Source organism: Pimelobacter simplex (assembly GCF_024662235.1).
Classification (GTDB): Bacteria; Actinomycetota; Actinomycetes; order Propionibacteriales; family Nocardioidaceae; genus Nocardioides.
Map to the genome: position 1 here is coordinate 1129616 of NZ_CP096276.1, position 20605 is coordinate 1150220.

Sequence of the window (20605 nt, forward strand, 5' to 3'; positions counted from 1 at the left end):
GCGGATCGAGCCCGGATCGTGGCCGTCGTCACGGTCGCGGTCCTGGCCCTGGGCGGGTGCTCGGGAGGCGACGACAAGAGCTCCTCGGACGGCCCCGAGCCGTCCGGGCACGCCACCCCGGAGGTGCCGGCCGACGCCCGGCTCGGCAAGGTCCGGGGCCGGCTCGGCCCGGCCAAGGCCGATGCCGTCCTGGCCGCGGTGACCGCGGCCGTCGAGGCCTGGGTCGCGGGGGCCTACGGCGGGGACTACCCGCGCACCGACTTCGACCCGGCCTTCGCGGGCTTCACCCCCGACGCGCGCCGGCTGGCGCTGCGCCAGCCGGACGTGATGAGCAATGCCGCCGTCGGCGCCGGCCTGGAGACGGTCGAGGTCACCGAGCGCCGGATCCGGGTCGACGTCCTCGGCGTCGACGGGCGGGCCGCCGGGGCGACCGCCCGGGTCCGGATCGGGCTGCGGCTGACCGGCGGGTCCGGCGGCTCCGACGGGTCCGGCGGGGGAGAGCGGACCGAGTCGGTGACCGGCCGGCTGCTGCTGACGCCGGTCAAGGGCGGCGGCTGGCAGGTGTTCGGCTTCGACGTGAGCCGTGGCGAGGAGGGGGCGTGATGGTGCGCAGGATCCTGCGGACGCTGGTGCTGGGGCTGGTCCTCGGCGCGACCGCGCTCGTCGTACCGGACAGTGCGCCGGCGCCGACCGTGCTGACCCTGGTCAAGATCGACCGCGCCACCGGCGTCGACGTCGACCCGGACGTCGTGTGGATCCTCGCCGCCGGCGTCGACACCCGCCCCCGCGAGGACCCGCTGCGCAGCCGCGCCGACGCGCTCCAGCTCATCGCCATCGACACCCGCACCGGCGCGGCGAGTGCGGTCGGTATCCCGCGCGACAGCTGGGTGCCCATCCCCGGCCACGGCTCCAACCGGGTCAACGCCGCCCTCTACTACGGCGGCCCCCAGCTGCTCGGGCGCACGGTCGGCGACCTGGTCGGCGTCCAGCCCGACTACGTCATGCTCGCCACGTTCAGCGGCCTGGCCCAGCTCATCCGCGGCATCGGCGGCATCACCGTCGAGAACCCGCGTTCTTCGCCGACTCCCACCTCAACCCCGAGGGCTGGAAGGCCGGCCGGATCAAGATCGACGGCATGCGCGCCGTCGAGTTCGCCCGGGTCCGCAAGTCCCTGCCGCAGGGCGACTTCGACCGCTCGGCCAACCAGCAGCGCGTCATCCGCGGCATCCAGCGCAAGATCGCCGCCAACGCCGACCGCCCCGGCTGGATCGAGTCCGGCGTCCTCAGCGTCCTGCAGCACCTCAAGACCCAGGGTGTCTCGCCCAAGGAGCTGTTCCGGATCGCCCAGGCCATCGCCCAGGTCGACCACCGCAAGGTGACCACCTGCGTGCTGCCCGGCAGCATCGGCAACATCAACGGCGCCAGCGTCGTGCTGCCCTCCGTCGGCACCGCCCGCCGCTACGGCGACGACGCCCGCAAGGACGCCACCATCAAGCGCTGCTGAGCGTCCCGTCCCGCGCCTCCCGGGCCCCCTTGCCCGCCAACCCGTCCGCCTGCTCGTTGCCCGGGTCGCCCGCATGCCCCTTGACCCAGTGCCAGGCCACGTCGTGCTCGGCCGCCGCCACGTCGAGCCGGCGCCACAGGTCGTCGTTCTTGACCGGCGCCTTGGCCGACGTCCGCCACCCGTTGGCCTTCCACTTCGCCACCCAGGACATGATCCCGTTGCGCACGTAGCTGCTGTCGGTGTGCAGGTCGACCTCGGAGCGCCGGGTGAGCGTCTCGAGCGCGCGGATGGCCGCCATGAGCTCCATCCGGTTGTTCGTCGTGGCCGCCTCGCCGCCGTACAGCTCGAGGGTGTGGTCGCCGTAGCGCAGCACGGCGCCCCAGCCGCCCGGACCCGGGTTGCCGAGGCAGGCGCCGTCGGTGTGGATGGTGACGCGGGAGCTGGCTGCGGGCATCCGCACAGCGTAGGTCAGGCGGGCGCGTCGTCGAGCGCCAGGAACCCCGCCGGTACGGCGTCCGCCAGCCACACGCCGTTGCCGGTGCGCCAGAAGGTGTGCCCGGCCGCCGCCATGGCCGCCGCGTCCACCCGCAGCACGACGTACGCGCCGCGCCGGGCGCCGACGCGCTCGGCCGTGGTGCGGTCGGGGGAGAGGTGGACGTGGTGGCGCCGGCGCCGGTCGAGGCCGGTGGCGAGGATCGAGTCGAGGTTGCGCCGGGGCGTCCCGTGGAAGAGGACCGCGGGCGGCGTGGCCGGTGCGAGGTCGAGGTCGACCGGGACCGAGTGCCCCTGGCGAGCCCGGATCAGGTCGGTGGCGGGATCGTGCTCGAAACGCTGCTTGTCGCTGGCCGCGACCACGCGGAGGACGTCGTCGCGGCTCACGGCGCCACCGGAGCCGCGGGCAGGGCCTGCGGCGAGTGCGGCGAGGAGGTCGTCGAGCGGGACCCAGCCGTGGGCGTCGAGGACGAGGCCGATCGAGTCCGGCCGATGGCGCAGGACCAGGGAGAGGCGTTTCGACAGGGATGTGTCGTGGGAGTTCATGCGGCGCCTCCGGCAGGATTCGAACGAGGGAACGCGCGTGCGAAAGATGGTGTTCTGAGCGTGAACCGACGGAAACTCATGGGGTACTGACGACCACCCGCCGAGGGGTCAATGTTGACAGGTCAACACGTCGCCCGGAGGTTCTGTCGGACCCTCGCCCTAGCGTGCCTGGCATGCACGAGAGCTTCTTCCGAGATGAGGACTGGCTGACCAGTTGGGAGCAGCACGCCGCCTGCGCGACCCAGGTGGACCCGAGTGAGTTCCTCGAGGATGTGGCCGGCGCCTTGCTTGTGTGCCTGCGCTGCCCGGTGCTCCGTGAGTGCCATGACCATGCGACGGCCAACGAGGAGCGCTTCGGCGTCTGGGGCGGTCTCGATCGACGGAGGATCAACTGATGCCCGAGCTCACCCCCGACGAGACCGCGATTCTGGTGTTTGAGCGCCAGTGGTGGAAGCACGCCGGCGCGAAGGAGTCGATGGTGCATGAGGTGTTCGGGGTGTCGATGACGCGCTACTACCAGCGGCTCCATGCCCTGCTCGACCGTCCGGAGGCGCTCGCGTTCGACCCGTTGGTGGTGAAGCGGCTGCAACGTCTGCGGTCGGACCGTCAGCGGCAGAGGTCGGCGAGACGACTGGGGTTCGTTGACTGAGCGGCGGCGGGAGTACGACGGGTGACGTGAGGCGGCGTGGCCCCTACGGTGCGTGAGTGTTTCTGGCGCAGAGAGCGAGTCGTTTGCTCTCACGCTCTGCCTGCGCCTTTGTCGTGAAGCCGTGGAAGTCGACGGAGGCGTGCCCCCTGGGCTGGCCTGGTTCATGCTGGTCGTCGATAACTAGAAGTTCAGTCTCGTTGACGAGGAAGGTCCAGGTGCCGAGCGTCTTCCATCCGTCGGCCTTGTGATCCTCGTAGGCTTCCTCTGCGGTGACGACAGAGCCTTGGCGAGTCGAAAGGTATCCGTTGTCCTTCGGGCTGGGGCGGAAGTTGAGACTCATTGGCGTGCCATCTTCTTTGCAGCAATGGACTTGCCGGTGCAACGCCTCATCGTTATCCACGAGCACTGTCACAGCGAGCCACCCTCCAGGAATCGATCAAGCGCCTCCAGGCCCGGCTGATCGGTCATCCCCTCGTACTCTTCGTCTTGCTCGGTGTCACGGTCGTATGCATGCAGATACAGCGAGCCATCCGGTTCGATCTCCGCGGAGCACTCGCGAGCGTTGTCGGACCACTCGACCCTCAGGATTCCTTCCGAGTGCTCAGCGATGCCGAACTTGGGGTAGTGGTTTCCGATGAGTCGCGAGCGCCGGTTGAGGATCTTTAGCGACTCCACCGGCGCCGACTCGGGAACGTCCGCAAGGGCGCGGAAGACCGCGAGCATGCCCTCTACGGGAACTTGGCGAATTGCTACGGGCTCGTCGGGGGAGAACCGCAACACCGCGCCGTCGGTGTTGACGAGAGCAATCCCAGTGACCTCAACGGTCTCGCCGCCGCCTCCGTCGACATCTAGCCACTGGTGTACTGCCTCCGCGTCGGCGGCGGCGTAGCGACCGCCGACGCGGCGATCGTCGGATGTGCGGAGCTGGAAGGTTGCGGCGTCCGTGTCCATCTCAACGATGTGCCCCTGAAGTGTCGTATCGGGGCGTTCGTCGGTGAGTTGCTCAGCAATTTCGCTGAGCGTCCGTGCGATGGAGTCGTTGAGTTCTGCTCGCCGGTCGGCCTGGGTTGGATGCCCGAAGAACACTCGGTCGCCCGGCTTTAGGGCTTGGCCGAGACGGCTCAAGCGGGGTACGCATGCGGGCGGAAAGTCGGACCTGAGCCCGTTGCCCCGTGCGACGTCGCTGACTGTCTGGCTCAGATAGTCACGAGCGTCATCGAACGTGTCACCTACTGGGAGGGTCTGGTCGTTGCGACGCTTGACAATCGGCCTCACGCTTCCGTCGCCGATTTCGGTGAGCCGAAGGTCGAGGAGACCGGCCCAGTTCCGAGGCGCGCGCACTCGCTCGGGGTGGGATCTCTTCCAGAGGGCTCGCGCAATCTCGCTGACTAGGTCTCGATACGTGACCAGCTCGGCGAGAGCCTCGAGCGGCATTCCCTCTTCGCGGTTCTTGAAGCGCTCGCCCGTGAAGCGAAAGTACGCGAACTCCTCCTCGGGCATGCGGGGGACGGTAGCAGTCGTGGTCTCCATGGCGGCAGCACTTTCGTCGATTCGGAATCGACCCTCGATCAAATTCTACGCTGAGGAAGCGCTGTTCTCGCCGCCGTCAGATCAGCGCTCGACCCGCACCCCGAGCAGCACGTGCCCCTCGGGCACGGCGGCCCTGACCTGTTCCATGCCGGCGGCGTAGTCGTCGGTCTCGACGGTCCAGTGGACGGCTTCGGCGGTGGTGTCGTCCTTGGGGCGGCGGGCGGCGTGGATCAGCACCCGCGCAGGCTACTGGTGTGTATAGAATTGGCCCAGCGGCCGCCGTCCGGAGCTTAGAGCGATTCCCTTAGCAAGATTCCTCGCTCCGGCGGCCACCGCGAGTCGTGCAAGCACGGCGAGTCCTCCGCCCCGGAATGGACCCAGAGCTTCGGGCTCAGAGTCGCCGGGGCGGAGTTGCGTTCGAACACGTGTTCTATCCTGCGCTCATGGGACAGCGGCACGTGTGGGTCAAGGAGGAGTTCGGCCCGCGCCACTTCCCGGGCCTCATCCTCGCCTGGCGCAGCAACCAGCACCGCGAGTGGGAGGCGTTCGTGACCTGGGACAACCAGGCGATCGCGGGCGGCCAGCTCCAGACCGACTGGGTGCCCGCGGAGCGGCTGCGTCCGGCGAGCGACGGAGTGCCAAACCTCGGGACGGCCTACGACCCGCCGCGGAGGGCCGCCGGCCAGGAGGAGGGCTAGCGGGATGTGGAGACAGGGTCAGGCAACGCGGGTTAGCCTGCTAGACATGCGATCGCTCCGGGTGCTCATCGCCGTCCTTCTCGCCGGCGTCCTGATTGGCGCCGCGCTGCCCGCGGCCAACGCAGAGTCGCCGCGACCGACCAAGCAGGTCGCGAAGAAGCTGAAGTGCAAGCGGGTCCAGCCGATGCAGATCGGCGCTGGGCCCTCCGCGAGCGACGGCATCCTGTGCGTGGCGAAGGTTCGCCCCGGGGTCCGCCAGGAGTTCCACGTGCTGGAGTACCCCGACATCGTTGCCGCGGTGGCCTTCTGGCGCGACTGGACGTCGGGGTACGAAGGCCCTCCAGGCTGTGTCACCCGGAAGGGGTCGATCATCATCCTGTCCTACGGAAAGCCTGGAGTCGACGACGCTCCGTACACGTCGCGCTGGTGCCGCTACGCCGCTAAGCGCACTGGCGGGCGCGTGATCTTCGGTCACCCCGATCCGCAGGTCCCGAGCTGATGGGCTTCGTGTGGCGCAAGCGCGTGCGGTTGAACAAGAGCACATCGCTGAACCTGTCGAAGACAGGCGCGAGCGTGTCGAAGCGGGCCGGGCGCGCCTCGGTGTCGTCCCGCGGCAACTCGTCGGTCCGGATCGCGAAAGGGCTGAGCTTCCGCAAGAAGCTGTGGTGAGCCGGCCCGGCCGACGTCGTGGATCGAGGAACGCCGAAGGCCGCCCGCCTCCCGGGGGTGGGAGGCGGGCGGCGGTCGGCCTGCGGTAGCGAGGTCAGGCGGGCGTGTTGCGGATCCCGAAGACGGCGCCGACGGCGACGACGGTGGCGGGGATGATGGTGCACCACTCGACGGCCGAGACGTGGCCGTCAGTCAGCGCGGTGCCGAGGCCGGCGCCGAGGGTGACGACGCCAGCGACGACGGCCTTGGCGTAGGGCTTGAGGTTCATGGTGTTGCTCCAATCCTGGGGGTTGCTGGGAGGAACCTTGGAGGTCAGGGCCAGAGGGTGAGGTAGGTGGCGGGGTGGTCGCTGCCGACGTCGCTGTAGGTGAGGCCGGCGGCGGGTAGCCAGTCGCGGAGCGCGAAGCCGTCGATGCCGTGCATGTGGATCCGGCGTCGGGGCATCGCGTCGGCGATGGCGGGCCGGCGGCGGTTCCAGTCGGCGCCGATGTCGTAGACGGCGAGGGTGCGCACGAGGCGCATCCACACCGTCCACCACGGCGACCAGTTCCGCTTCGGCGGGCCATGGGCAGCGGCGACCTTGTGCCGCCACCGGAAGCGGGTGCCGGGGTCGATCTTGAGGACCGCGACCACGACGTACCGGTCGTTCATCTGCCGGGCGCGGCGGCCGCGGAGCCAGGCGGTGACGCCGAGGCGGAGGTGCCAGCGCTTGATGTAGCCGCGGGAGCGGCGGATCGCGACGGCGCATCCGGCCTTGGCCCAGGTCGAGGTGTCCTGGGCGACGTCCCAGCCGGGGCCGAGGAGGTCGGCGACATCGACGTTGGCGACCTCGCACATGGTCACGACGTCGGCGTGCTCGACGGCGGCGAGGACGATCCGCTCAGTCTTCCCGGCCGAGGCGGTCGCACCCTGCCCGTTGACCTGGCCGCGGCGCAGCGGCCGGGGCCGGGAGAGGCCGCGGAGGAAGCGTGCGCGGAGCCAGGCGCGGCGGTCGCGGCTCACGGCCGCTCCTGGGAGGCAGGCGGCCACGCCGGTAGGTCGACGGTCTGTCCGGCGAGAGTGTGCGTGCAGTCGGCCAGGAACTGGATCCGGCGGTCGGTCACGAACGAGTGGCACACGGTGTCCGCGCCGGGCGCGACGCTGGCGTGCTGGGGTCGGTAGTACGAGGGGAACTCGTCGCGCGGCCACTGGTTGCCGCGCACCAGCACGGACGGCGAGAACGTCGGCATGTTGATGGTCCCGTTCCAGGTCCAGGTCCCGACGGTGATCGCGTGACCCTCTTCGCAGCCGGGGCACCAGAACAGGACGCGGCCGCCCTCGGCTTCGGAGCAGCGCGGGGTACTCACGACAGGATGACCTTCCGGGCGCCGGGGTTGGCGGCGAGGATGCGCCGGCCGCGGGGGGTGTCGAGCAGCGCGCGGGCCTTGCGCTCGCAGGCGCCGATGCCGCGGTCGATCTCGAAGTGCATCTCGTCCTTGCGGCGGTGGTAGTCGCCACCCCAGCGGATGCAGCCGCCGTAGAAGCTCTTGACCCGGTCGCGGATGAGGCGCTCCTGGGCGGGGGTGAAGGTGTCCTCGGCGCCGAGCACGTGCTGGGTGGCGTTGAGGTCCATCGCGGTGCCGGAGGCGTGGTTGGACAGCGCGACCCAGCCGCGGACCGGCCGGTAGGCGTAGCCCCACTCGTCCCAGATCCCGGCGTCGATGTCCTCGACCTTCTTGTCGAACCACATGGCGAGGTGGACCAGCAGGAAGCCGGTCGAGCCGTCGCGCAGGGTCAGGGTCCGGTTGGCGCCGGGGATACGCCACACGCGCAGCCGCGGCAGCGGGCCAGTGACGCGGCCGGCGAGGGCGGGGTAGCCGTTCTGGGAGGTGGTCATGACGGGTGCTCCTCGATCTCGGGGGCGGTGGGGTCGGTCTGCCGGGCGACGGCCTCGATCGCGCGGAAGGCGGCGACCGACTCGGCCTTGCCAGCAACGCGTTCGATCGCGGCCTGCTCGAGCGCGTCCACGCGTCGCTCGACGGTGTCGAGGCGCTGGTCCTGCTGCTGCTGGCTCTCGATGAGGGTCGCGATGTGGTTGAGCGCCCTGCTCTGCTCCTGCTGGCCGCGCTCGACGTTGTCCATCCGCACGCCGATCCCGGGCAGGGCGTCGGCGGTCTTGCGTCCGGTGATGGAGTCGCGCTGCTCTTCGCGGCCGATGAGGCTGTCGCGGATCTGGACCCAGACGCCAATCCCGCGGCGGATCCGGGGGCGGACCCAGCGCAGGTAGCCGAGCAGGGCGCCGAGCACCGCGATCACCCCGAGGACGAGGCCGATGATGTCGTTGGTGCGATCGAGCATCAGGCGGCCTCGTAGATGCCGGTCACGATGATCTGACTTCCGTTGGCGAAGGAGCCGGGAGTGGTCGGCGACACGGCCCGATCGGCTGCACCCGCCGTGGTGGGCGAGCAGTAGAGGAAGGCCTTGGTGGTGTCGGCAGTCAGAATCCGGCCTCGGATCACGTAGACACTGCTGCCGATCACCGCTTCGCCGTGCACGAGCTGCGTTCCTGTCACATGCGCGGCAACTGGCAACGAGAGGTAGTACTGACCGGCTCCGAAGGTAGTGGTGGTTCCCATGGCGACAGCGGATCGATACACGATCAGCTTGCCTGCTTGGAGATAGCGGCCAGTTGCGGTGCCGTTGCCGAGGGCCGGCTGCGTGCTGGACGAAGTCCAGGTGGGGGTGTAACTGGTCCAGGCGTCTCCGATGGCCCTGAAGTTGTCGCGGACGTACTGGTTGAGCTCGGCTGCGGTGAGCACAGCGTTCGGGAGCCACGTTTTGGGGTTGTTCCAGGGCACGGTCGGGACTCCGATCTAGAGTGCGAGGACGCGTTGGTCGAGGACGCCCAGCGCTGGGTCGTCGAGGATCAGGACGGAGTCGACGGGCCAGGACGGCGAGAGGTTCAGCGTGATCGTCCACCTGAACGGTTCGAGGCTCTCGGAGTACCCCTCGACGTAGTAGTCGACGCTGGTGGTCGCCGCTTGGCTTGGGGCGTTGGTGATGCGCACACGGGACCCAATATCGAGGGCAAGAAGTGCCGCGAGTTCTGCAGGGGAGCCGAGCCAGTCGTTGACGTCGAGCGTGACCGACGGCGCACGCGGCCGTGGCTCGCGGTTGGCGTTGACCACCCCTGCAGCGAGCATCAGGGGCTCGTCGGGATCGAGGACGGAGGTGTCGATGCTGAATGCCGCGTCGCCGTACTCGTCACGCGAGTCCTCGTCGATGTATGTGACCTCGACACCGGTCTGGGTGTTCTTGGCTGTACCGATATTGGCGAGTCCCTGTCGGTCAGCCTTGGGCGCCCAGTCGCCGCCAACGCGGTGGAGAGCTGCGTCCACGGTGAGCGCGGGCGCCACTCCGTAACGCGCGCCTCTGGGCAGGAGGCGGAGCCGGCCGAGACGATCGTCGCTGAGGACTCCGGCTTCGTCGCGCTCGACGGTCCGGAGGAGGTCGAGCGGGCGCGGAAGCCCGTCGGACGCGTCGGTGCCACCCAGCGCTCGGGAACTGCCGGGCAGCAGCACCTCCGCCGACGGGATGCCTGCCCAAGTGGTTGCGACCCGGGCCATCCGCTGGTCGACGGTCTCACCGGAGTAGCCCGAGATCACGCCGCCGATCGCCGCGAACCCCGCGGCCCCGATGTCTCGGTCCCAGAGTGCGACGCGGCCGATCAGCAGGTTGGGCCCCGACATGTCGGCGGTGAGCCTCAGCAGATCCAGGGCGTAGGCCTCGATCGGCTGAACGCTTGGCGTTGACGCCACGAGCTGCCCGTCGAAGTAGCTCTTGACCGTCACGATGGTGCCGTCGCACACAACGGTGGCCCCCCAGTGGTGGGCGTTCAGGTCCGCCGTCGGTCCCATGATCGTTACCGGCATGCTGGCCGTGGCGTTCCATCCGGCGCCGGTGCCGTCGTTGCTGTACGTCGTTGCCGCATAGGAGGCGCCGAACTGGAAGTGCGGGGAGTTGTCGAGGGCGAGGTCGTCACCGAGTCGCATCAGATTGAGCCATTGGCCGAAGCCGTTGATACTGGTCGCCGTCGCGCGGACGAACACTCCAATGGAGAAGGCGCCCGGGACGCCTGGCCCGAAGGTGATGGGAGTCGGAAGGACAGCCCTGGCGCGCGTGGTCAGTTGCGACTCGGCGTTGTCGTTGTACCGAATCACCTGCGAGCAGGTGCGCCCGTCGACCCTGAACTCAGCGGATTCCGACTCGCGGAGGCCGCCGGCTCCTAGCGTGAAGCCCTCGGACGCCCGCGCCAACGAGGGACCGGAACCGGCGGCCTCGATGCCGGCGGACTCCGTCGCGGCATCTGTGAGTGGCCAGTAGTAGGTCGGCGCCTGGGCGAGGATCTCCGCGTCGAGGAAGTTCGTGGGCGCGGAGGTGAGCCCGAGCCGACTGATCCGGGACGAGCTGGAGATCTTCGCCGTCGCGTAGGAGGTCGACGATCCTGGCCATTCCTGGGGCCACTCGTCGACGTAGCCGGTGAACCGGACAGAGGTGGTTGCGCCCGCGGTGGCGGTGATCCGGATCGGGCGACCAACCTTGACGTTGGGGTAGTACGGCGACGAGGTCTTGCCGAAGGTGAACCGCCCATCCCGGTTGTCGAGGGTGATGTTGGTCAGCCGGTTCGCGTCGGCCGCCGAGAGCTCATCAGCGCGGCCGTAGGTGACGCCGAGCGCACTATCGACGTCAACCCAGGCCGTGACGTCGGTCCACACCCGGTCGACCGCGGGCGTGCGGTAGCCGGCGTTGAACGCGATCTCGACCTTGATGTCGTAGGTCACGAGGCCGCCGTCGCAGCGAACTGGAGGGGCCGGCCGGTCGAGCGCACGTAGCGCAGGAACATCTGCTCGAGCGCCGCGGCGAGCTGACGCTCGTCCCCCACGAACCCATTGCCCATGTGCAGGTGCACCTCGACGGTCCCGCCGCCACCGCCGAGGCGAGCCATGGACGCGCGGTGCGGGGTGACCTTGGATCCGCGGGGCAGGTCGACGACCTCGGGGCCTTCCTCGCCGACCAGAGCCATGCCGCCGGGGGCGAAGTTGGTTCCGCGGGCGAAGGCTGGAATCACGGTGATCGACTTGCCGCCGAGCACCTTCGGGAGGGACACCTTGAGCGGCAGGTTGAGGGTGTTGTTGATGCCGCTCTTGATCTTGCCGACGAGGTCGGCCACGAACCCGCCGGCGTTGCCGGCGGCGTTCTTGATGCCGTCCCAGAGCTTGCCGATGAGGGTCTTGCCGGCGTCGAGGAACTTGCTGCCGAGGGCCTTGATGCTTCCGGGGATGCTGCGGACCCGCTCGACGAGCCAGTTCAGGCCGGCCGACGCGGCCGAGCGGATGCCGTTCCACATGCCGGAGAAGATCGCCTTGATCGCGATGCCCGCAGAGGAGAACGCGAGCCGGATCTTGTTCCACAGCTCGCGCACGATCCCCACCAGCAGAGTGACGGCGCCGCGCAGGATGAGCTTGATGCCCTCCCACACGCCCTTCCAGTCGCCCTTGAGCAGCGACGAGACCGTCTTGAAGATGCCGCGGATGATGGTGAACGCCCCGGAGAGCATCGTCTTGATGTTCTCGAAGGTGGTCTTGAGACTGGCCAGCAGCGTCGGGCCGAACGCGTTCCACAGCGACCGGATGATCGAGACCGTGTCGGAGAAGATCTGCTTGATCCCGGACAGGTTGCCGCCGACGTCGCCCTTCATCGATCCGAGCACCGCGGACACGACGGTCTTGACCCTGTCGAAGATCGGCGGGAGCACCTGGCCGAGGTAGTTCCCGAACGCCTCGACCTTGGGCAGGCCGTCCTTGAGGAACCAGTCGGCAAGCTGGGTCGCGACGGGCAGCAGCTTGGAGCCGATGGTCTCGCCGGTCTCGGACAGGATCAGCTTGAGCCGGCCGATCTTGCCCTGGAGGGTGTTCGCGCTCGTGGCGGCTTGGCCACCGTGGGCCTTGGCGAGGCGCTTCTGGGCCTCGGCGAACGAGATCGTCTTGCCCTCGGCGTCCTTGGTGGAGATGCCGAGCTTGGACAGGCCGGCGACCTGGCCGTTCTGTGCCTTGGCCAGGGCCTTGGAGACGGCCTGGAGTGACATGCCGGTGCCGGCGGCGACGTCCATGCCGAGGGAGGCGAGCTTCTGGGCCTTGCCGACGTCGCCGGTCGCGACGGCGAGCTTCTCCAGCGCGGGGCGCAACTCGTCGTCAGCGACACCGAGAGCGACACCCTGCTTGGAGATCCAGTCCTCGACCGACGCGGTCTGTGCCTTGGTGGCACCGGCGCTGTTCTTCAGGGCCTTGGCGAGGCGGGCCTGGCCGGCGGCGTCCTCGGCGGCGCCCTGGCCGAGCTTGAACAGCGCCACGCCGGCCGCAGCGACACCGCCAGCGACGCCGAGGGCGGCGAGCTTGGCGACCTTGCCGAACTTGGCCATCTTGCCGCCGGAGCGGTTCGCCGAGTCGCCAACCTTGTCGAACGTCGACGAGGCGTGATCGCGACCGATTACGTCAAAGATGACGTCGGTGCTGGCCATCAGGCAGCCGCCTTCCGCTGGGCTCGCAGGGCGCGCTTCCGGTCGCGGTCGTAGGCCCGATGGCAGGGCCGGCAGGCCTGTCGCCCGTTCGGCCGCATGTAGGTGTTCTCGGGCGTGAACTCGTGGCCGCGCTTGCAGTGGGTGTCCGGCTGTCGGCGGATGCCGCGCAGGATGTTCTCTCGCTGGGTCACCGGCTCGAGGTGGTCGGGCCGGACGCAGCCGTGGTTGCGGCACAGGTGGTCGATCACTAGGCCGGCCGGGATCGGGCCCTTCGTGAGCTCGTAGGCGACACGGTGAGCCATGCGGATGTCGCCCTTGGCCCAGCCGAAGCGGCCGTAGCCGTTGGGCTGGCGCGCTGCGGTCCACTCCCAGCAGCCGCTCGGCGAGGTCTTGTCGACCTTGGCCCAGAACCGTTCGATCACGTCGGTGCTCGCCATGGGACGTCTCCTCCCTGGTGTCGAGCCCGACGGGGCTCAGGTCACGAGCTGCCGACCGCGCTGCTGGCGGGGCCGTCGGGGCTCGGGTCGCTATTGAGTTGGTCGAGGTTCTGCTTGATCCAGGCCAGCCGGCCGGCGACCTGCTGGGTGGTGAGGCGGTCGAGGTCCCAGGGCTTGTAGCCGAGGAGGTGCTCGAACCAGGGGCCGTAGGCGTCGACCTCCTGGACGAGCGTCAGGCTTCCCCCGGGGCGTCACCTTCGCCCTGCGGCGTCGCCTCGTCGTCGTCGCGCTCGGGCTCGGCGGGGGCGCAGAGGTGGCTGTCGTCGTCGACCCACTCCTTGCACCGGCCGCACTGGCCCTCGAAGTCGAGCTCGTCCATGTTCGGGCGGACGGAGTCGAGCTGGAGCTTGGGCTCGTCGCGCTTGCGCAGCACCCACAGCAGCGCCTGGAGCGCGATCGCGGACTGGTTCTGGATCCGCTTGACGAACTGCCCCCAGGGCCAGCCGGTGGCCTTCTCGGTGGCGTAGGTGACGTCCCACCCGGGGTTCTGCAGGTCGACCGTCCACTCCCGGCGGGAACCGTTCTCGGGGGTGTAGACGATCTTGATGAGCTGGGACATCAGGCGGTGACCTTTCGTGCGATCTCTTCCAGGACGCGCACGATCGCGCGCTGGATCTCGGGCTTCTGCTCGTCGAACTTGGCCGTGAAGACGGCCGGATCGACCCCGGCTGTCTGGTCGACCCAGGTGTTGCGGTTGCCGAACACGGGGTGGCGCAGGCGTTCCCCGGTCAGGAGGCGGATGTCGTGGCCGCGGGCAGAGAACCGCAGGGACACCCCGGCGTACTTGCCGGACTTCGCGGTGGTCTTCATCGTGGCCCGCGATGCGATGAGGTCGGCCAGCCCACCGCGCTTGGGGAGCGCGGTCGGGATGACCTCGAGCATCGGGCCGCGCAGCTCCTTGGAGAGCCGCGCGAGGCCGGAGTAGAGCTCCTTGCGCAGCGCCTTGGCGTCGGCGTGCTCACGGATCTTGCGGACCAGGGAGTCGATGTCGTCGGCACCGCGGATCCGAACGTCGGTCATGGGACTGGCCGTGCGTCAGATCGCCGTGCTGTCGCCGGAGATGACCTTGACCTGGAACGGGTTGAGTGTGCCGTTGGCGTACACCTCGAACTCGACGGTGGCCTTGACGATGTCGGGGCCCTCGACGGTCGGGGTGGACTTCTTGATCCGGATCTCGGGGGCGATGAACTCGAGCGTGTTCTTGTCGGTGCCCGAGAGCACCGTGCCCTCGAACCGGATCAGCAGCGACGTCGCGGTGCCGGCCTTGAACGGGTCGTAGAACTCGGACTTGGAGTACTCGGCATCGAAGGACCCGGTGATGGTCGGGATGCCGTTCTCGAGCTGCTCCTTCTTGAGCCCGGCGTTGCCCAGGCCGTACCGCTCCGTGGCCAGCGCGTTGTCGCCCTTGATCGTCAGCTTGTTCACGATCGCCGAGACCGGGGTGCCGCCGGTGGCGGTGAACTCGGTCGTGCCGGCGATGGTGGCGCCGAGGGTGAACGCGGTGCACTGGGAGAAGTTGAGCTCCTCGGCATACGGGTACGACGCGACCGCGAGCGCCGTACTCGTGGACTCGTCCCAGCCGTCGAGCTCGAGCTTGAGCTTGGCGACCTCGTTGTCGCCGACCGAGAACTCCCACGAGGTGCACTTGCAGCCGCGGATGGTGTGCGCGCGGACGACCTGGGTCGCGGGCTCGGGCCGGCCGACCTGGAACGTGGCGGACTTGCCGAGCAGGTCGCCGGTCTGGTGGACCTGCTTGTACGCCGACCCGGCGATCAGGGTCGGGGTGGTGACCGTGGAGCCGACCGCGAGCTTCCACAGCCCGCCCATGAGGCGGGTGGCGTAGTTGAGCTCGACCGACCCGGAGACCTGCTTGCGCGACTGCACCAGCCGGGAGCCGCGCTTGAACTTCGTGCCGACGCGCAGGCCCTCGGGCTCGATCCAGGAGGGGTCGAACTCGAAGCCCTCGGAGTTGAACTCCAAGAACTTGTCGACGGTGACCTCGGTGCCGACGGCGGTCTCGGGCTTGTAGCCGAGCTGGGCGTCGAGTCCGGTTCCGGTGACCATGGTCAGTCCTCCTCGTTGTGGCGGTTGCTGTGGTGGGCCGCGATGGCGGCGATGAGGTCGACCTTCTTGGTCGCGGTGGTCTCGACGCCGGCGGCCGCGGCGCGGTCCTTGAGCTCGGCGACGGTCAGGCCGCCGAGCTCCTCGACGAGCGCGGTGTCGAAGTCGGGCTCGGCCAGCTCGGCGTAGAGCCAGGCGTCGTCGCTCGACTGGTCGACGTAGCCGTCCAGCTCGGGCGGCTCGACGAGGTCCCAGGTGGACTTCGGCCAGGCCCGGTCGACGAAGTTCTCGTCCCGGACGGTGACCTCGTCGCCTGCGTCGATCGGCGGGGCGTCGCTGCGGAACAGCGAGAGGGTGTCGCGGGTGATGTTGCGGATGCGAGCCACGGCGGGCCTCCTAGATCTTCGCCTCGAAGGCGATCTCGAATGTGCAGACGGCGACCGAGCCCTCGGCGCTCAGCCACTGCTTGAGGTCGGTACGGGTGCCGTAGCTGGTCCACAGCAGACCGGGGACGATCCCGCCGAGGTTCGGCTCCGCGCGCAGGAGGTTCTCCACCGTGGCCGTCATCGCCTGGACCGCGTCGCGCGCAGCCTTGAGGCCGGCCGGGTCGCCGTTCCACGACAGGGCCAAGCAGGTGATAGATCCGCTCTCGCGGCGCGACTTCGCGCCGAGCCCGTTCCACCCCTGCTGGGCGGTGGCCGAGGTAGCGCGGTCGCTGTCGGGGTCCTCCCAGCCCACGGCGAGGTAGTCCCCGGCATCGCCGGATACGACGTCCCCGTCGACTACGCGGACGCCAGGCAGGCCGGCGGCGAGGACGTCGATCAGGCGGTCGATGAGGGCGAAGGTGATCGAGGTCGGCATCGGCTCAGCCCGCCACGAGCGCGGGCCGGTGGGGCGCGATCAGCTCGGCGACCCGGAAGGGCAACAGATAGGCGGCGCCGGGGATGGTGTTCGAGGTGGCGTCGCTGGTGTTCGACCCGGGGCGCTTGCTGGGGCCGCGCTGGGTGTCCCAGAGGTGGCGGACCATCTCCTTGACCGCGAGCACAAGGTCGGGAGGACAAGGCGAGCGGCCGTAGTCGTAGGTGACGTCGTACCACGACGCGGTGAACGCGCTGCCGTCGCTGCGGGTGATGAGCCCCGCACGCTGGTTGAGGTGCAGGGCGGCGGTATCGAGGGTGGTGCCGACCGAGTCGGTCACTGCTGTCACCTCGACGGCAGGGGACAGCACGACGAGGGTCTTGTAGTTGGGGGCGACCCGGACCGTCCTGGCCTGCGCTTCGAGGGGCCCCACCCGGCCAGCGATCGCCGACTCCGCCGAGGCGATCATCGCCGTGAGCTTGGCCGTGGTGGGGGCCGTCTCGTCGGTGATGTTGAGGTGGGCCCGTGCGTCGGGCAGCGTCAGGACGGTCACGGTCGCCTCCTAGTCGCCAGGCTTGGGCGTGGGCGCCGCGGCCTTCTTCGGCGTGGCCTTGCCCGCCTTGGGGCTGGGCGCGGACGTGCGGATGGTCTCGCCGTCGCGGACGTTGTCGTCCTCGCCGTAGGCCAGGGTGACGGCGTCGGGGTGGCCGTCCTCGACGAGGTCGCCCTTTGCGGTGCGCCACAGGCGCTTCTCGGCGCGCATCAGGTCTGCGCCCCCACGACCGTCCACGTCGCCGTGGTCGTGCCGTTGGTGGCGGTGCAGATGTAGAGCTTGCCGTTGGTCGTGTCGATCGCCTGGCCGCCGACGACCGCCTGGCCCGCGAAGTCGTTGGCCGCCAGAGCGCCGGCCTTCTGGAGCGGGGCGCCGAGCCCGTTTCCGGGCATCACCTGCCCACCGCTGATCACTCCCATGGTTCCTCCTTGGGTTGGCCCGCCCGGCGGCCGATCGCGTGGACCGGCCGCCAGGTGGGGGGTACGTCGGTCAGATGCCGGTGACGGTCGCGAAGGCGGCCGGCCGGTAGATCACCAGCGCAGCGCGCAGGCTCGCGCGGATGGCCTGCTTGCCGTTGACGAAGAAGTCGGCGTGGGCGTTGGTCACCTGGACCTCGACACCACGACGGACGGCGAGCTCGGAGTAGTTGGCGAAGTCGCCGACCAGCCCGGTGTTCTCGGTCAGGGCGGCCTCCTGGACGACCTGGAGGCCCCAGATCCGCTCCGGCCCGACCTCGCTGGGCGAGCCCCAGATGTAGATGCCGTCGGCGGTGCGGAGCAGGCGGACGTCCTGCCAGTCGTTGGGGTGCGCGACGAAGGCGTTCGGCAGCGCCTGGCCGGTGACGCGGACCTTGGTCATCGCCTTGTAGACGGCGTCCGGGACCGGGTCGGTGCCCTTGGCCTGGGTCTGGATGCCGGCGACGTTGAGGATGCCGCGCAGGTTCGGGTCGGTGCCGTTGCCGACGAGCACCTGCGAGCCGAGGCGCTGGCGCACCATGAACGGCAGGCGGTTGTCGATGTAGGCACGGACGCGGGGCTCGTCCTCGAGCTGCTCGTCGGTGACCGGGAGCCACACGCCGATGGACTGGACGACCGACGTGCGCTCGGTCAGGGCCAGCGCGGCCTCGGCGTAGGGGCCGCCCTCCGCCCGCTCGGCGGCGGCGTTGGTGTAGGTCGTCTCCTCCATGTACTTCACCGCGGCCTGGCTGGTCGGCGTGGTCGGGATGAGGTCGAGGATCTGCGGGGCCGGGGTCGCGAAGTCCACGACCCGCGGGCCACGCGTGGTCTCCGGGGCCCAGCCGGCCGAGCGCGACAGGAGCGTCTTGAGCTCCATGTCCAGGTCCGCGGAACGGCCCTTGGTCTTGAAGGCGTCCGACTCGGTGAACATCTCGCCGAGGGACTTGGTCGTCTCGGCGCCGGGGATGCCGGTCTGGCCGGCGCCCGGCTCGACGCCGCCGCCCCGGGTGCCGCGGCCCGCCGAAGACTCGGCGGCCTTGTGGACGGCGGCGAGGTCGTCGACGTCCTTGGCGAGGTCGGTGCACTCGTCGTTGAGCGAGCGGATGTGCTCGGCGACGGCCTTGGTGTCGGCCGCGCCCGGGATGCTCTTGACCTTGGACAGGTCGAGGTCGGGGCCGGCCTCGGCGAAGATCGAGCCGAGCTCGTCCTGCTTGGCGACGAGCTTGCCCCGCGCCTCCTTGAGCGCGGGGAACTCCGGGATCGTTGCGGTCATGGTTCACGCCTCCTTGGCGGGAAGGGAGGAGAACAGCGACTGCCGGAGGTGCGCGGTGTGCGCAGCCTTGACCGCGGCGGTCAGCTCCTCGGGGATGTCCTCGCCGGCGGGTGCCGGGTCGGTGAGCAGGTCGTGCAGCTTGGTGAGGACGTCAGCGAGCTCCTTGACGAGAGCCGTGGACTCCTCGCCCAGCGACGGGCGACCCTTCGCGCCGCGGAGGGCCATGACCTCGCCCGCGCGATCGAGGTAGGACTTGGCCGCGGCCAGGACCGCGTCGCCCTCCTCGGTGAACTTGAGGCCCTTGGCGACCAGCGTCCGGGTGTCGACCCCGGCGCCGATCAGCACGGGGCTGACCTCCTTGATGAGGCCGATGTCCTCGATGACCCAATAGCGGCGCCCGTCCTCCTCGACGCTCTTGCGGGTCACGTTGTGCAGGGAGTAGGACCACTCCTGGAGGTTGGTGTCGCCCTCGCTGAGGGCCTTGACGACCTTGAAGGCGTCGGCGCCGTGGGTGGTGTTCATGAAGAACTCGCCGTCGAGGATGGCCTCGGTCTTCGTGGTCCGGATGACGCCCTTGCCGAGAGGCAGGGCCCCGTAGTGCGACTGGTGGCCGTAGGCCGAGATCACGACCTCGGTGCCGTCCTTGATCGCGCCGGGCAGCGTGAGGTCGCCGTCCTTGTCGACGACGTTGAAGGTCGAGAAGACCGCCGAGATCTGGCCCTTGTCGGCGTCCTTGATCTCGACGTTGCTGATGGTCTTGTGCATCACGCCTCCTCAGGCGACGGCTCGGGCGAGGTCTGGGACGCCGGCGTGCGGGTGCCGGGCGCTTGGAGCTGGACGGAGTAGAGGCCGGAGTGTTCGAGGACGGTGAGGCTGCCTGTGTCGAGGAACTCGACAACTGACTCCGGGGTGAAGCCGCCGTCGAGCAGCGACTTGGCGGTCGCGGCCTGCTTGGACTGGATCTCGGCGACGTCCTTGGTGTTGTCGCTGAGGAACGCGACGTCGCGGTCGTCGTACCAGAGCGAGGCGTCCGGGCCGGGCGACTTGAGGAGCCGCTCGAGCGAGCCCGCGGCGTTGCGCCACAGGGGCCGGATGGTCTTGTCGGCGGTGAACCTGATGGCGGCCTCGAAGTTGCCCGCGTTCAGCGACGAGCCGGCCAGTCCCTCCGAGAGCCCGACCACGACCGGGTGGACCCCGGCGGCCGAGGCGATGCGGGTCTCGCCGGCGCCCTGGGTGGCCTTGAAGTCGAGCTCCTTCATCGAGGAACCCGTGAGGGTGACGTCGGCACCACCGCCGAGGTACAGGGTCTTGTAGGCGTTGTCGACGCCCTCGGTGTTGGCCTTCATCCGCGCGACGAACTCGTCGAACGCCTCGGGGGTGATGTCCTTGTCGAGCGACACGACGGTCGAGATGGTGGCGCCCTGCTCGAAGAACTTGAGCTTGTGCTTCGTGGCGGCCTTGTCGGCCTTGACCTCCCGCAGCACCGGCGTCAGCCAGGACATGCCCCGGAACCGGGCGGCCGGGTCCGGAATCGGGGAGAAGTGCGAGACCTCGTCGGGGAGCAGCAGCACCTTCTCGGCCTCGGGCGGGGCGTAGAGGTAGCCGATGGGTCGGGTGTCGATGTCGCGCAGGTTGCCCGATCGGGAGCCGAGCACGATCGAGGTCCAGTCCGGCCGGAGCCGCGCGATGCGCCGCCCGGAGCCCACCGCAGCGCGGCCGTAGCGGCCCTCGTCGTCGACCGTCGTGTGGTAGGCGTTGCCGGCCATGTCGGCGTCCTGGAGCATCCGGCCGAGCAGGTCGCCGGTAGTGCCGCCCGGCCACGGCCGCTCGAGGAGCGCGAGCTCGCCGGTCGTGAACAGCGACCGAGGCTGGCCATCGCGGAACCGGCGGAAGGCGAACCGGGCCTCGGAGAACAGCATCATCCGCGCCAACATGCAGGAGAACACGACGCCGTTGTCCTTGAAGGCGCCGGCGATGTAGCCCTCGAAGTCGTTGCCGATCTGCTCCTTGTCGCCGAACGGCGCGCCCCACGACGACGTGCCGTTCGACCAGAAGGAGGGCTGGGTGAAGGACTTGCGCTGCACCAGCCGCTCCGACAGCCGCATCAGGCGACCTCGGCCAGGAACAGCAGCGTCAGCGCCGCAACGCCCACGCCGGCGGCGATGAGCGCGGCCCCGCCACCGAGCAGGACATTGACGCCGGCGACGACCAGGGCGAGAGCGGCGAGCATGCCGATGACCAGCAGGATCTCGCGCAGGCTCATT

General features: G+C 69.5%; 33 protein-coding genes and 1 pseudogene. 8 read left to right on the plus strand and 26 right to left on the minus strand.

Annotation, left to right across the window (positions count from 1 at the left end; translation table 11 throughout):
- Positions 1-18: 18 nt before the first annotated feature.
- From M0M48_RS05325 to M0M48_RS05335, 3 genes and pseudogenes are all read left to right on the plus strand, one after another.
- A complete protein-coding gene (locus tag M0M48_RS05325) occupies positions 19-603 on the plus strand; it encodes a hypothetical protein (protein WP_257750339.1) in 585 nt (194 codons plus the stop codon).
- A pseudogene (locus tag M0M48_RS05330) lies at positions 603-1019 on the plus strand (LCP family protein); the annotation flags it as partial. The gene M0M48_RS05325 and the pseudogene M0M48_RS05330, both read left to right, overlap by 1 nt.
- 116 nt (positions 1020-1135) lie before the next feature.
- Positions 1136-1504, plus strand: a complete 369-nt coding sequence (locus tag M0M48_RS05335; protein WP_257750340.1) for an LCP family protein — start codon at positions 1136-1138, stop codon at positions 1502-1504.
- Here M0M48_RS05335 and rnhA read toward each other — a convergent pair.
- Together rnhA and M0M48_RS05345 are read right to left on the minus strand one after the other, a co-directional pair.
- Positions 1491-1958, minus strand: coding sequence for a ribonuclease HI (rnhA, locus tag M0M48_RS05340; RefSeq protein WP_257750341.1), 468 nt, complete (start codon positions 1956-1958; stop codon positions 1491-1493). The genes M0M48_RS05335 and rnhA overlap by 14 nt on opposite strands.
- Before the next feature lie 14 nt (positions 1959-1972).
- Positions 1973-2542: an RNA 2'-phosphotransferase gene (locus M0M48_RS05345; protein ID WP_257750342.1), complete on the minus strand. Its 570-nt coding sequence runs from the start codon at positions 2540-2542 to the stop codon at positions 1973-1975.
- Positions 2543-2715: 173 nt separating this feature from the next.
- Between M0M48_RS05345 and M0M48_RS05350 the strand changes: the two genes are divergently transcribed.
- Positions 2716-2937 carry a WhiB family transcriptional regulator gene (locus M0M48_RS05350; protein ID WP_257750343.1) on the plus strand — a complete coding sequence of 74 codons (222 nt, stop codon included), beginning with the start codon at positions 2716-2718 and terminating at the stop codon, positions 2935-2937.
- Positions 2937-3191 carry a DUF3263 domain-containing protein gene (locus M0M48_RS05355; protein WP_257750344.1) on the plus strand — a complete coding sequence of 85 codons (255 nt, stop codon included), beginning with the start codon at positions 2937-2939 and terminating at the stop codon, positions 3189-3191. The genes M0M48_RS05350 and M0M48_RS05355 overlap by 1 nt, the downstream gene beginning before the upstream one ends.
- A 43-nt stretch (positions 3192-3234) precedes the next feature.
- On the opposite strand, the gene M0M48_RS05360 is transcribed toward M0M48_RS05355, so the two are convergent.
- From M0M48_RS05360 to M0M48_RS05370, 3 genes are all read right to left on the minus strand, one after another.
- Positions 3235-3603 (minus strand): hypothetical protein, encoded by a 369-nt coding sequence (locus M0M48_RS05360; protein ID WP_257750345.1) that lies wholly within the window; start codon positions 3601-3603, stop codon positions 3235-3237.
- Entirely contained in the window at positions 3600-4691 is a 1092-nt protein-coding gene (locus M0M48_RS05365; protein WP_257750346.1) for a hypothetical protein, read from the minus strand. Before M0M48_RS05365 ends, M0M48_RS05360 begins: the two co-directional genes overlap by 4 nt.
- A 111-nt stretch (positions 4692-4802) precedes the next feature.
- Positions 4803-4958, minus strand: a complete 156-nt coding sequence (locus M0M48_RS05370) for a hypothetical protein (protein ID WP_257750347.1) — start codon at positions 4956-4958, stop codon at positions 4803-4805.
- A 206-nt stretch (positions 4959-5164) separates the two neighbouring features.
- On the opposite strand from M0M48_RS05370, the gene M0M48_RS05375 reads away from it, so the two are divergent.
- From M0M48_RS05375 to M0M48_RS05385, 3 genes are read left to right on the plus strand one after another with little or no spacing between them, the layout of a single operon-like run.
- Positions 5165-5419 carry a hypothetical protein gene (locus tag M0M48_RS05375; RefSeq protein WP_257750348.1) on the plus strand — a complete coding sequence of 85 codons (255 nt, stop codon included), beginning with the start codon at positions 5165-5167 and terminating at the stop codon, positions 5417-5419.
- Between the two features lie 46 nt (positions 5420-5465).
- A complete protein-coding gene (locus M0M48_RS05380) occupies positions 5466-5918 on the plus strand; it encodes a hypothetical protein (protein ID WP_257750349.1) in 453 nt (150 codons plus the stop codon).
- Entirely contained in the window at positions 5918-6088 is a 171-nt protein-coding gene (locus M0M48_RS05385; RefSeq protein ID WP_257750350.1) for a hypothetical protein, read from the plus strand. Before M0M48_RS05380 ends, M0M48_RS05385 begins: the two co-directional genes overlap by 1 nt.
- Before the next feature lie 94 nt (positions 6089-6182).
- On the opposite strand, the gene M0M48_RS05390 is transcribed toward M0M48_RS05385, so the two are convergent.
- The 21 genes from M0M48_RS05390 to M0M48_RS05490 all read right to left on the minus strand — a co-directional run bounded on the left by M0M48_RS05390 (position 6183) and on the right by M0M48_RS05490 (position 20604).
- Positions 6183-6356, minus strand: a complete 174-nt coding sequence (locus M0M48_RS05390) for a hypothetical protein (protein ID WP_257750351.1) — start codon at positions 6354-6356, stop codon at positions 6183-6185.
- Between the two features lie 44 nt (positions 6357-6400).
- On the minus strand, positions 6401-7090 hold the full coding sequence (locus tag M0M48_RS05395) for a hypothetical protein (RefSeq protein ID WP_257750352.1): 690 nt from the start codon (positions 7088-7090) through the stop codon (positions 6401-6403).
- Positions 7087-7434 carry a DUF6527 family protein gene (locus M0M48_RS05400; RefSeq protein WP_257750353.1) on the minus strand — a complete coding sequence of 116 codons (348 nt, stop codon included), beginning with the start codon at positions 7432-7434 and terminating at the stop codon, positions 7087-7089. The genes M0M48_RS05395 and M0M48_RS05400 overlap by 4 nt, the downstream gene beginning before the upstream one ends.
- Positions 7431-7964 (minus strand): M15 family metallopeptidase, encoded by a 534-nt coding sequence (locus tag M0M48_RS05405; RefSeq protein ID WP_257750354.1) that lies wholly within the window; start codon positions 7962-7964, stop codon positions 7431-7433. Before M0M48_RS05405 ends, M0M48_RS05400 begins: the two co-directional genes overlap by 4 nt.
- Positions 7961-8425, minus strand: a complete 465-nt coding sequence (locus tag M0M48_RS05410) for a hypothetical protein (RefSeq protein ID WP_257750355.1) — start codon at positions 8423-8425, stop codon at positions 7961-7963. Before M0M48_RS05410 ends, M0M48_RS05405 begins: the two co-directional genes overlap by 4 nt.
- The gene (locus tag M0M48_RS05415) at positions 8425-8925 is read right to left on the minus strand and encodes a hypothetical protein (protein WP_257750356.1); all 501 of its coding nucleotides are present in this window, start codon (positions 8923-8925) and stop codon (positions 8425-8427) included. The genes M0M48_RS05410 and M0M48_RS05415 overlap by 1 nt, the downstream gene beginning before the upstream one ends.
- A 15-nt stretch (positions 8926-8940) precedes the next feature.
- A complete protein-coding gene (locus M0M48_RS05420; RefSeq protein ID WP_257750357.1) occupies positions 8941-10908 on the minus strand; it encodes a hypothetical protein in 1968 nt (655 codons plus the stop codon).
- Positions 10905-12644: a phage tail protein gene (locus M0M48_RS05425; RefSeq protein ID WP_257750358.1), complete on the minus strand. Its 1740-nt coding sequence runs from the start codon at positions 12642-12644 to the stop codon at positions 10905-10907. Before M0M48_RS05425 ends, M0M48_RS05420 begins: the two co-directional genes overlap by 4 nt.
- Positions 12644-13081 carry an HNH endonuclease signature motif containing protein gene (locus M0M48_RS05430; protein WP_257750359.1) on the minus strand — a complete coding sequence of 146 codons (438 nt, stop codon included), beginning with the start codon at positions 13079-13081 and terminating at the stop codon, positions 12644-12646. Before M0M48_RS05430 ends, M0M48_RS05425 begins: the two co-directional genes overlap by 1 nt.
- Positions 13082-13313: 232 nt before the next feature.
- Entirely contained in the window at positions 13314-13700 is a 387-nt protein-coding gene (locus M0M48_RS05435) for a hypothetical protein (protein WP_257750360.1), read from the minus strand.
- Positions 13700-14161 carry a hypothetical protein gene (locus tag M0M48_RS05440; RefSeq protein ID WP_257750361.1) on the minus strand — a complete coding sequence of 154 codons (462 nt, stop codon included), beginning with the start codon at positions 14159-14161 and terminating at the stop codon, positions 13700-13702. Before M0M48_RS05440 ends, M0M48_RS05435 begins: the two co-directional genes overlap by 1 nt.
- A gap of 15 nt (positions 14162-14176) precedes the next feature.
- On the minus strand, positions 14177-15205 hold the full coding sequence (locus tag M0M48_RS05445) for a phage tail tube protein (RefSeq protein ID WP_257750362.1): 1029 nt from the start codon (positions 15203-15205) through the stop codon (positions 14177-14179).
- Between the two features lie 2 nt (positions 15206-15207).
- Positions 15208-15588, minus strand: a complete 381-nt coding sequence (locus M0M48_RS05450) for a hypothetical protein (protein WP_257750363.1) — start codon at positions 15586-15588, stop codon at positions 15208-15210.
- A 10-nt stretch (positions 15589-15598) separates the two neighbouring features.
- Positions 15599-16063 carry a hypothetical protein gene (locus tag M0M48_RS05455; protein WP_257750364.1) on the minus strand — a complete coding sequence of 155 codons (465 nt, stop codon included), beginning with the start codon at positions 16061-16063 and terminating at the stop codon, positions 15599-15601.
- 4 nt (positions 16064-16067) lie between these two features.
- The gene (locus tag M0M48_RS05460; RefSeq protein ID WP_257750365.1) at positions 16068-16613 is read right to left on the minus strand and encodes a hypothetical protein; all 546 of its coding nucleotides are present in this window, start codon (positions 16611-16613) and stop codon (positions 16068-16070) included.
- A gap of 9 nt (positions 16614-16622) precedes the next feature.
- A complete protein-coding gene (locus tag M0M48_RS05465; RefSeq protein ID WP_257750366.1) occupies positions 16623-16823 on the minus strand; it encodes a hypothetical protein in 201 nt (66 codons plus the stop codon).
- A complete protein-coding gene (locus tag M0M48_RS05470) occupies positions 16823-17032 on the minus strand; it encodes a hypothetical protein (protein ID WP_257750367.1) in 210 nt (69 codons plus the stop codon). Before M0M48_RS05470 ends, M0M48_RS05465 begins: the two co-directional genes overlap by 1 nt.
- Positions 17033-17102: 70 nt before the next feature.
- Positions 17103-18341, minus strand: a complete 1239-nt coding sequence (locus M0M48_RS05475) for a phage major capsid protein (RefSeq protein ID WP_257750368.1) — start codon at positions 18339-18341, stop codon at positions 17103-17105.
- 3 nt (positions 18342-18344) lie between these two features.
- On the minus strand, positions 18345-19106 hold the full coding sequence (locus M0M48_RS05480) for an HK97 family phage prohead protease (RefSeq protein ID WP_257750369.1): 762 nt from the start codon (positions 19104-19106) through the stop codon (positions 18345-18347).
- Positions 19106-20446, minus strand: a complete 1341-nt coding sequence (locus M0M48_RS05485) for a phage portal protein (protein WP_257750370.1) — start codon at positions 20444-20446, stop codon at positions 19106-19108. Before M0M48_RS05485 ends, M0M48_RS05480 begins: the two co-directional genes overlap by 1 nt.
- Complete coding sequence (locus tag M0M48_RS05490; protein ID WP_257750371.1) at positions 20446-20604, minus strand: hypothetical protein; 159 nt, start codon at positions 20602-20604, stop codon at positions 20446-20448. The genes M0M48_RS05485 and M0M48_RS05490 overlap by 1 nt, the downstream gene beginning before the upstream one ends.
- Position 20605: the final 1 nt, after the last annotated feature.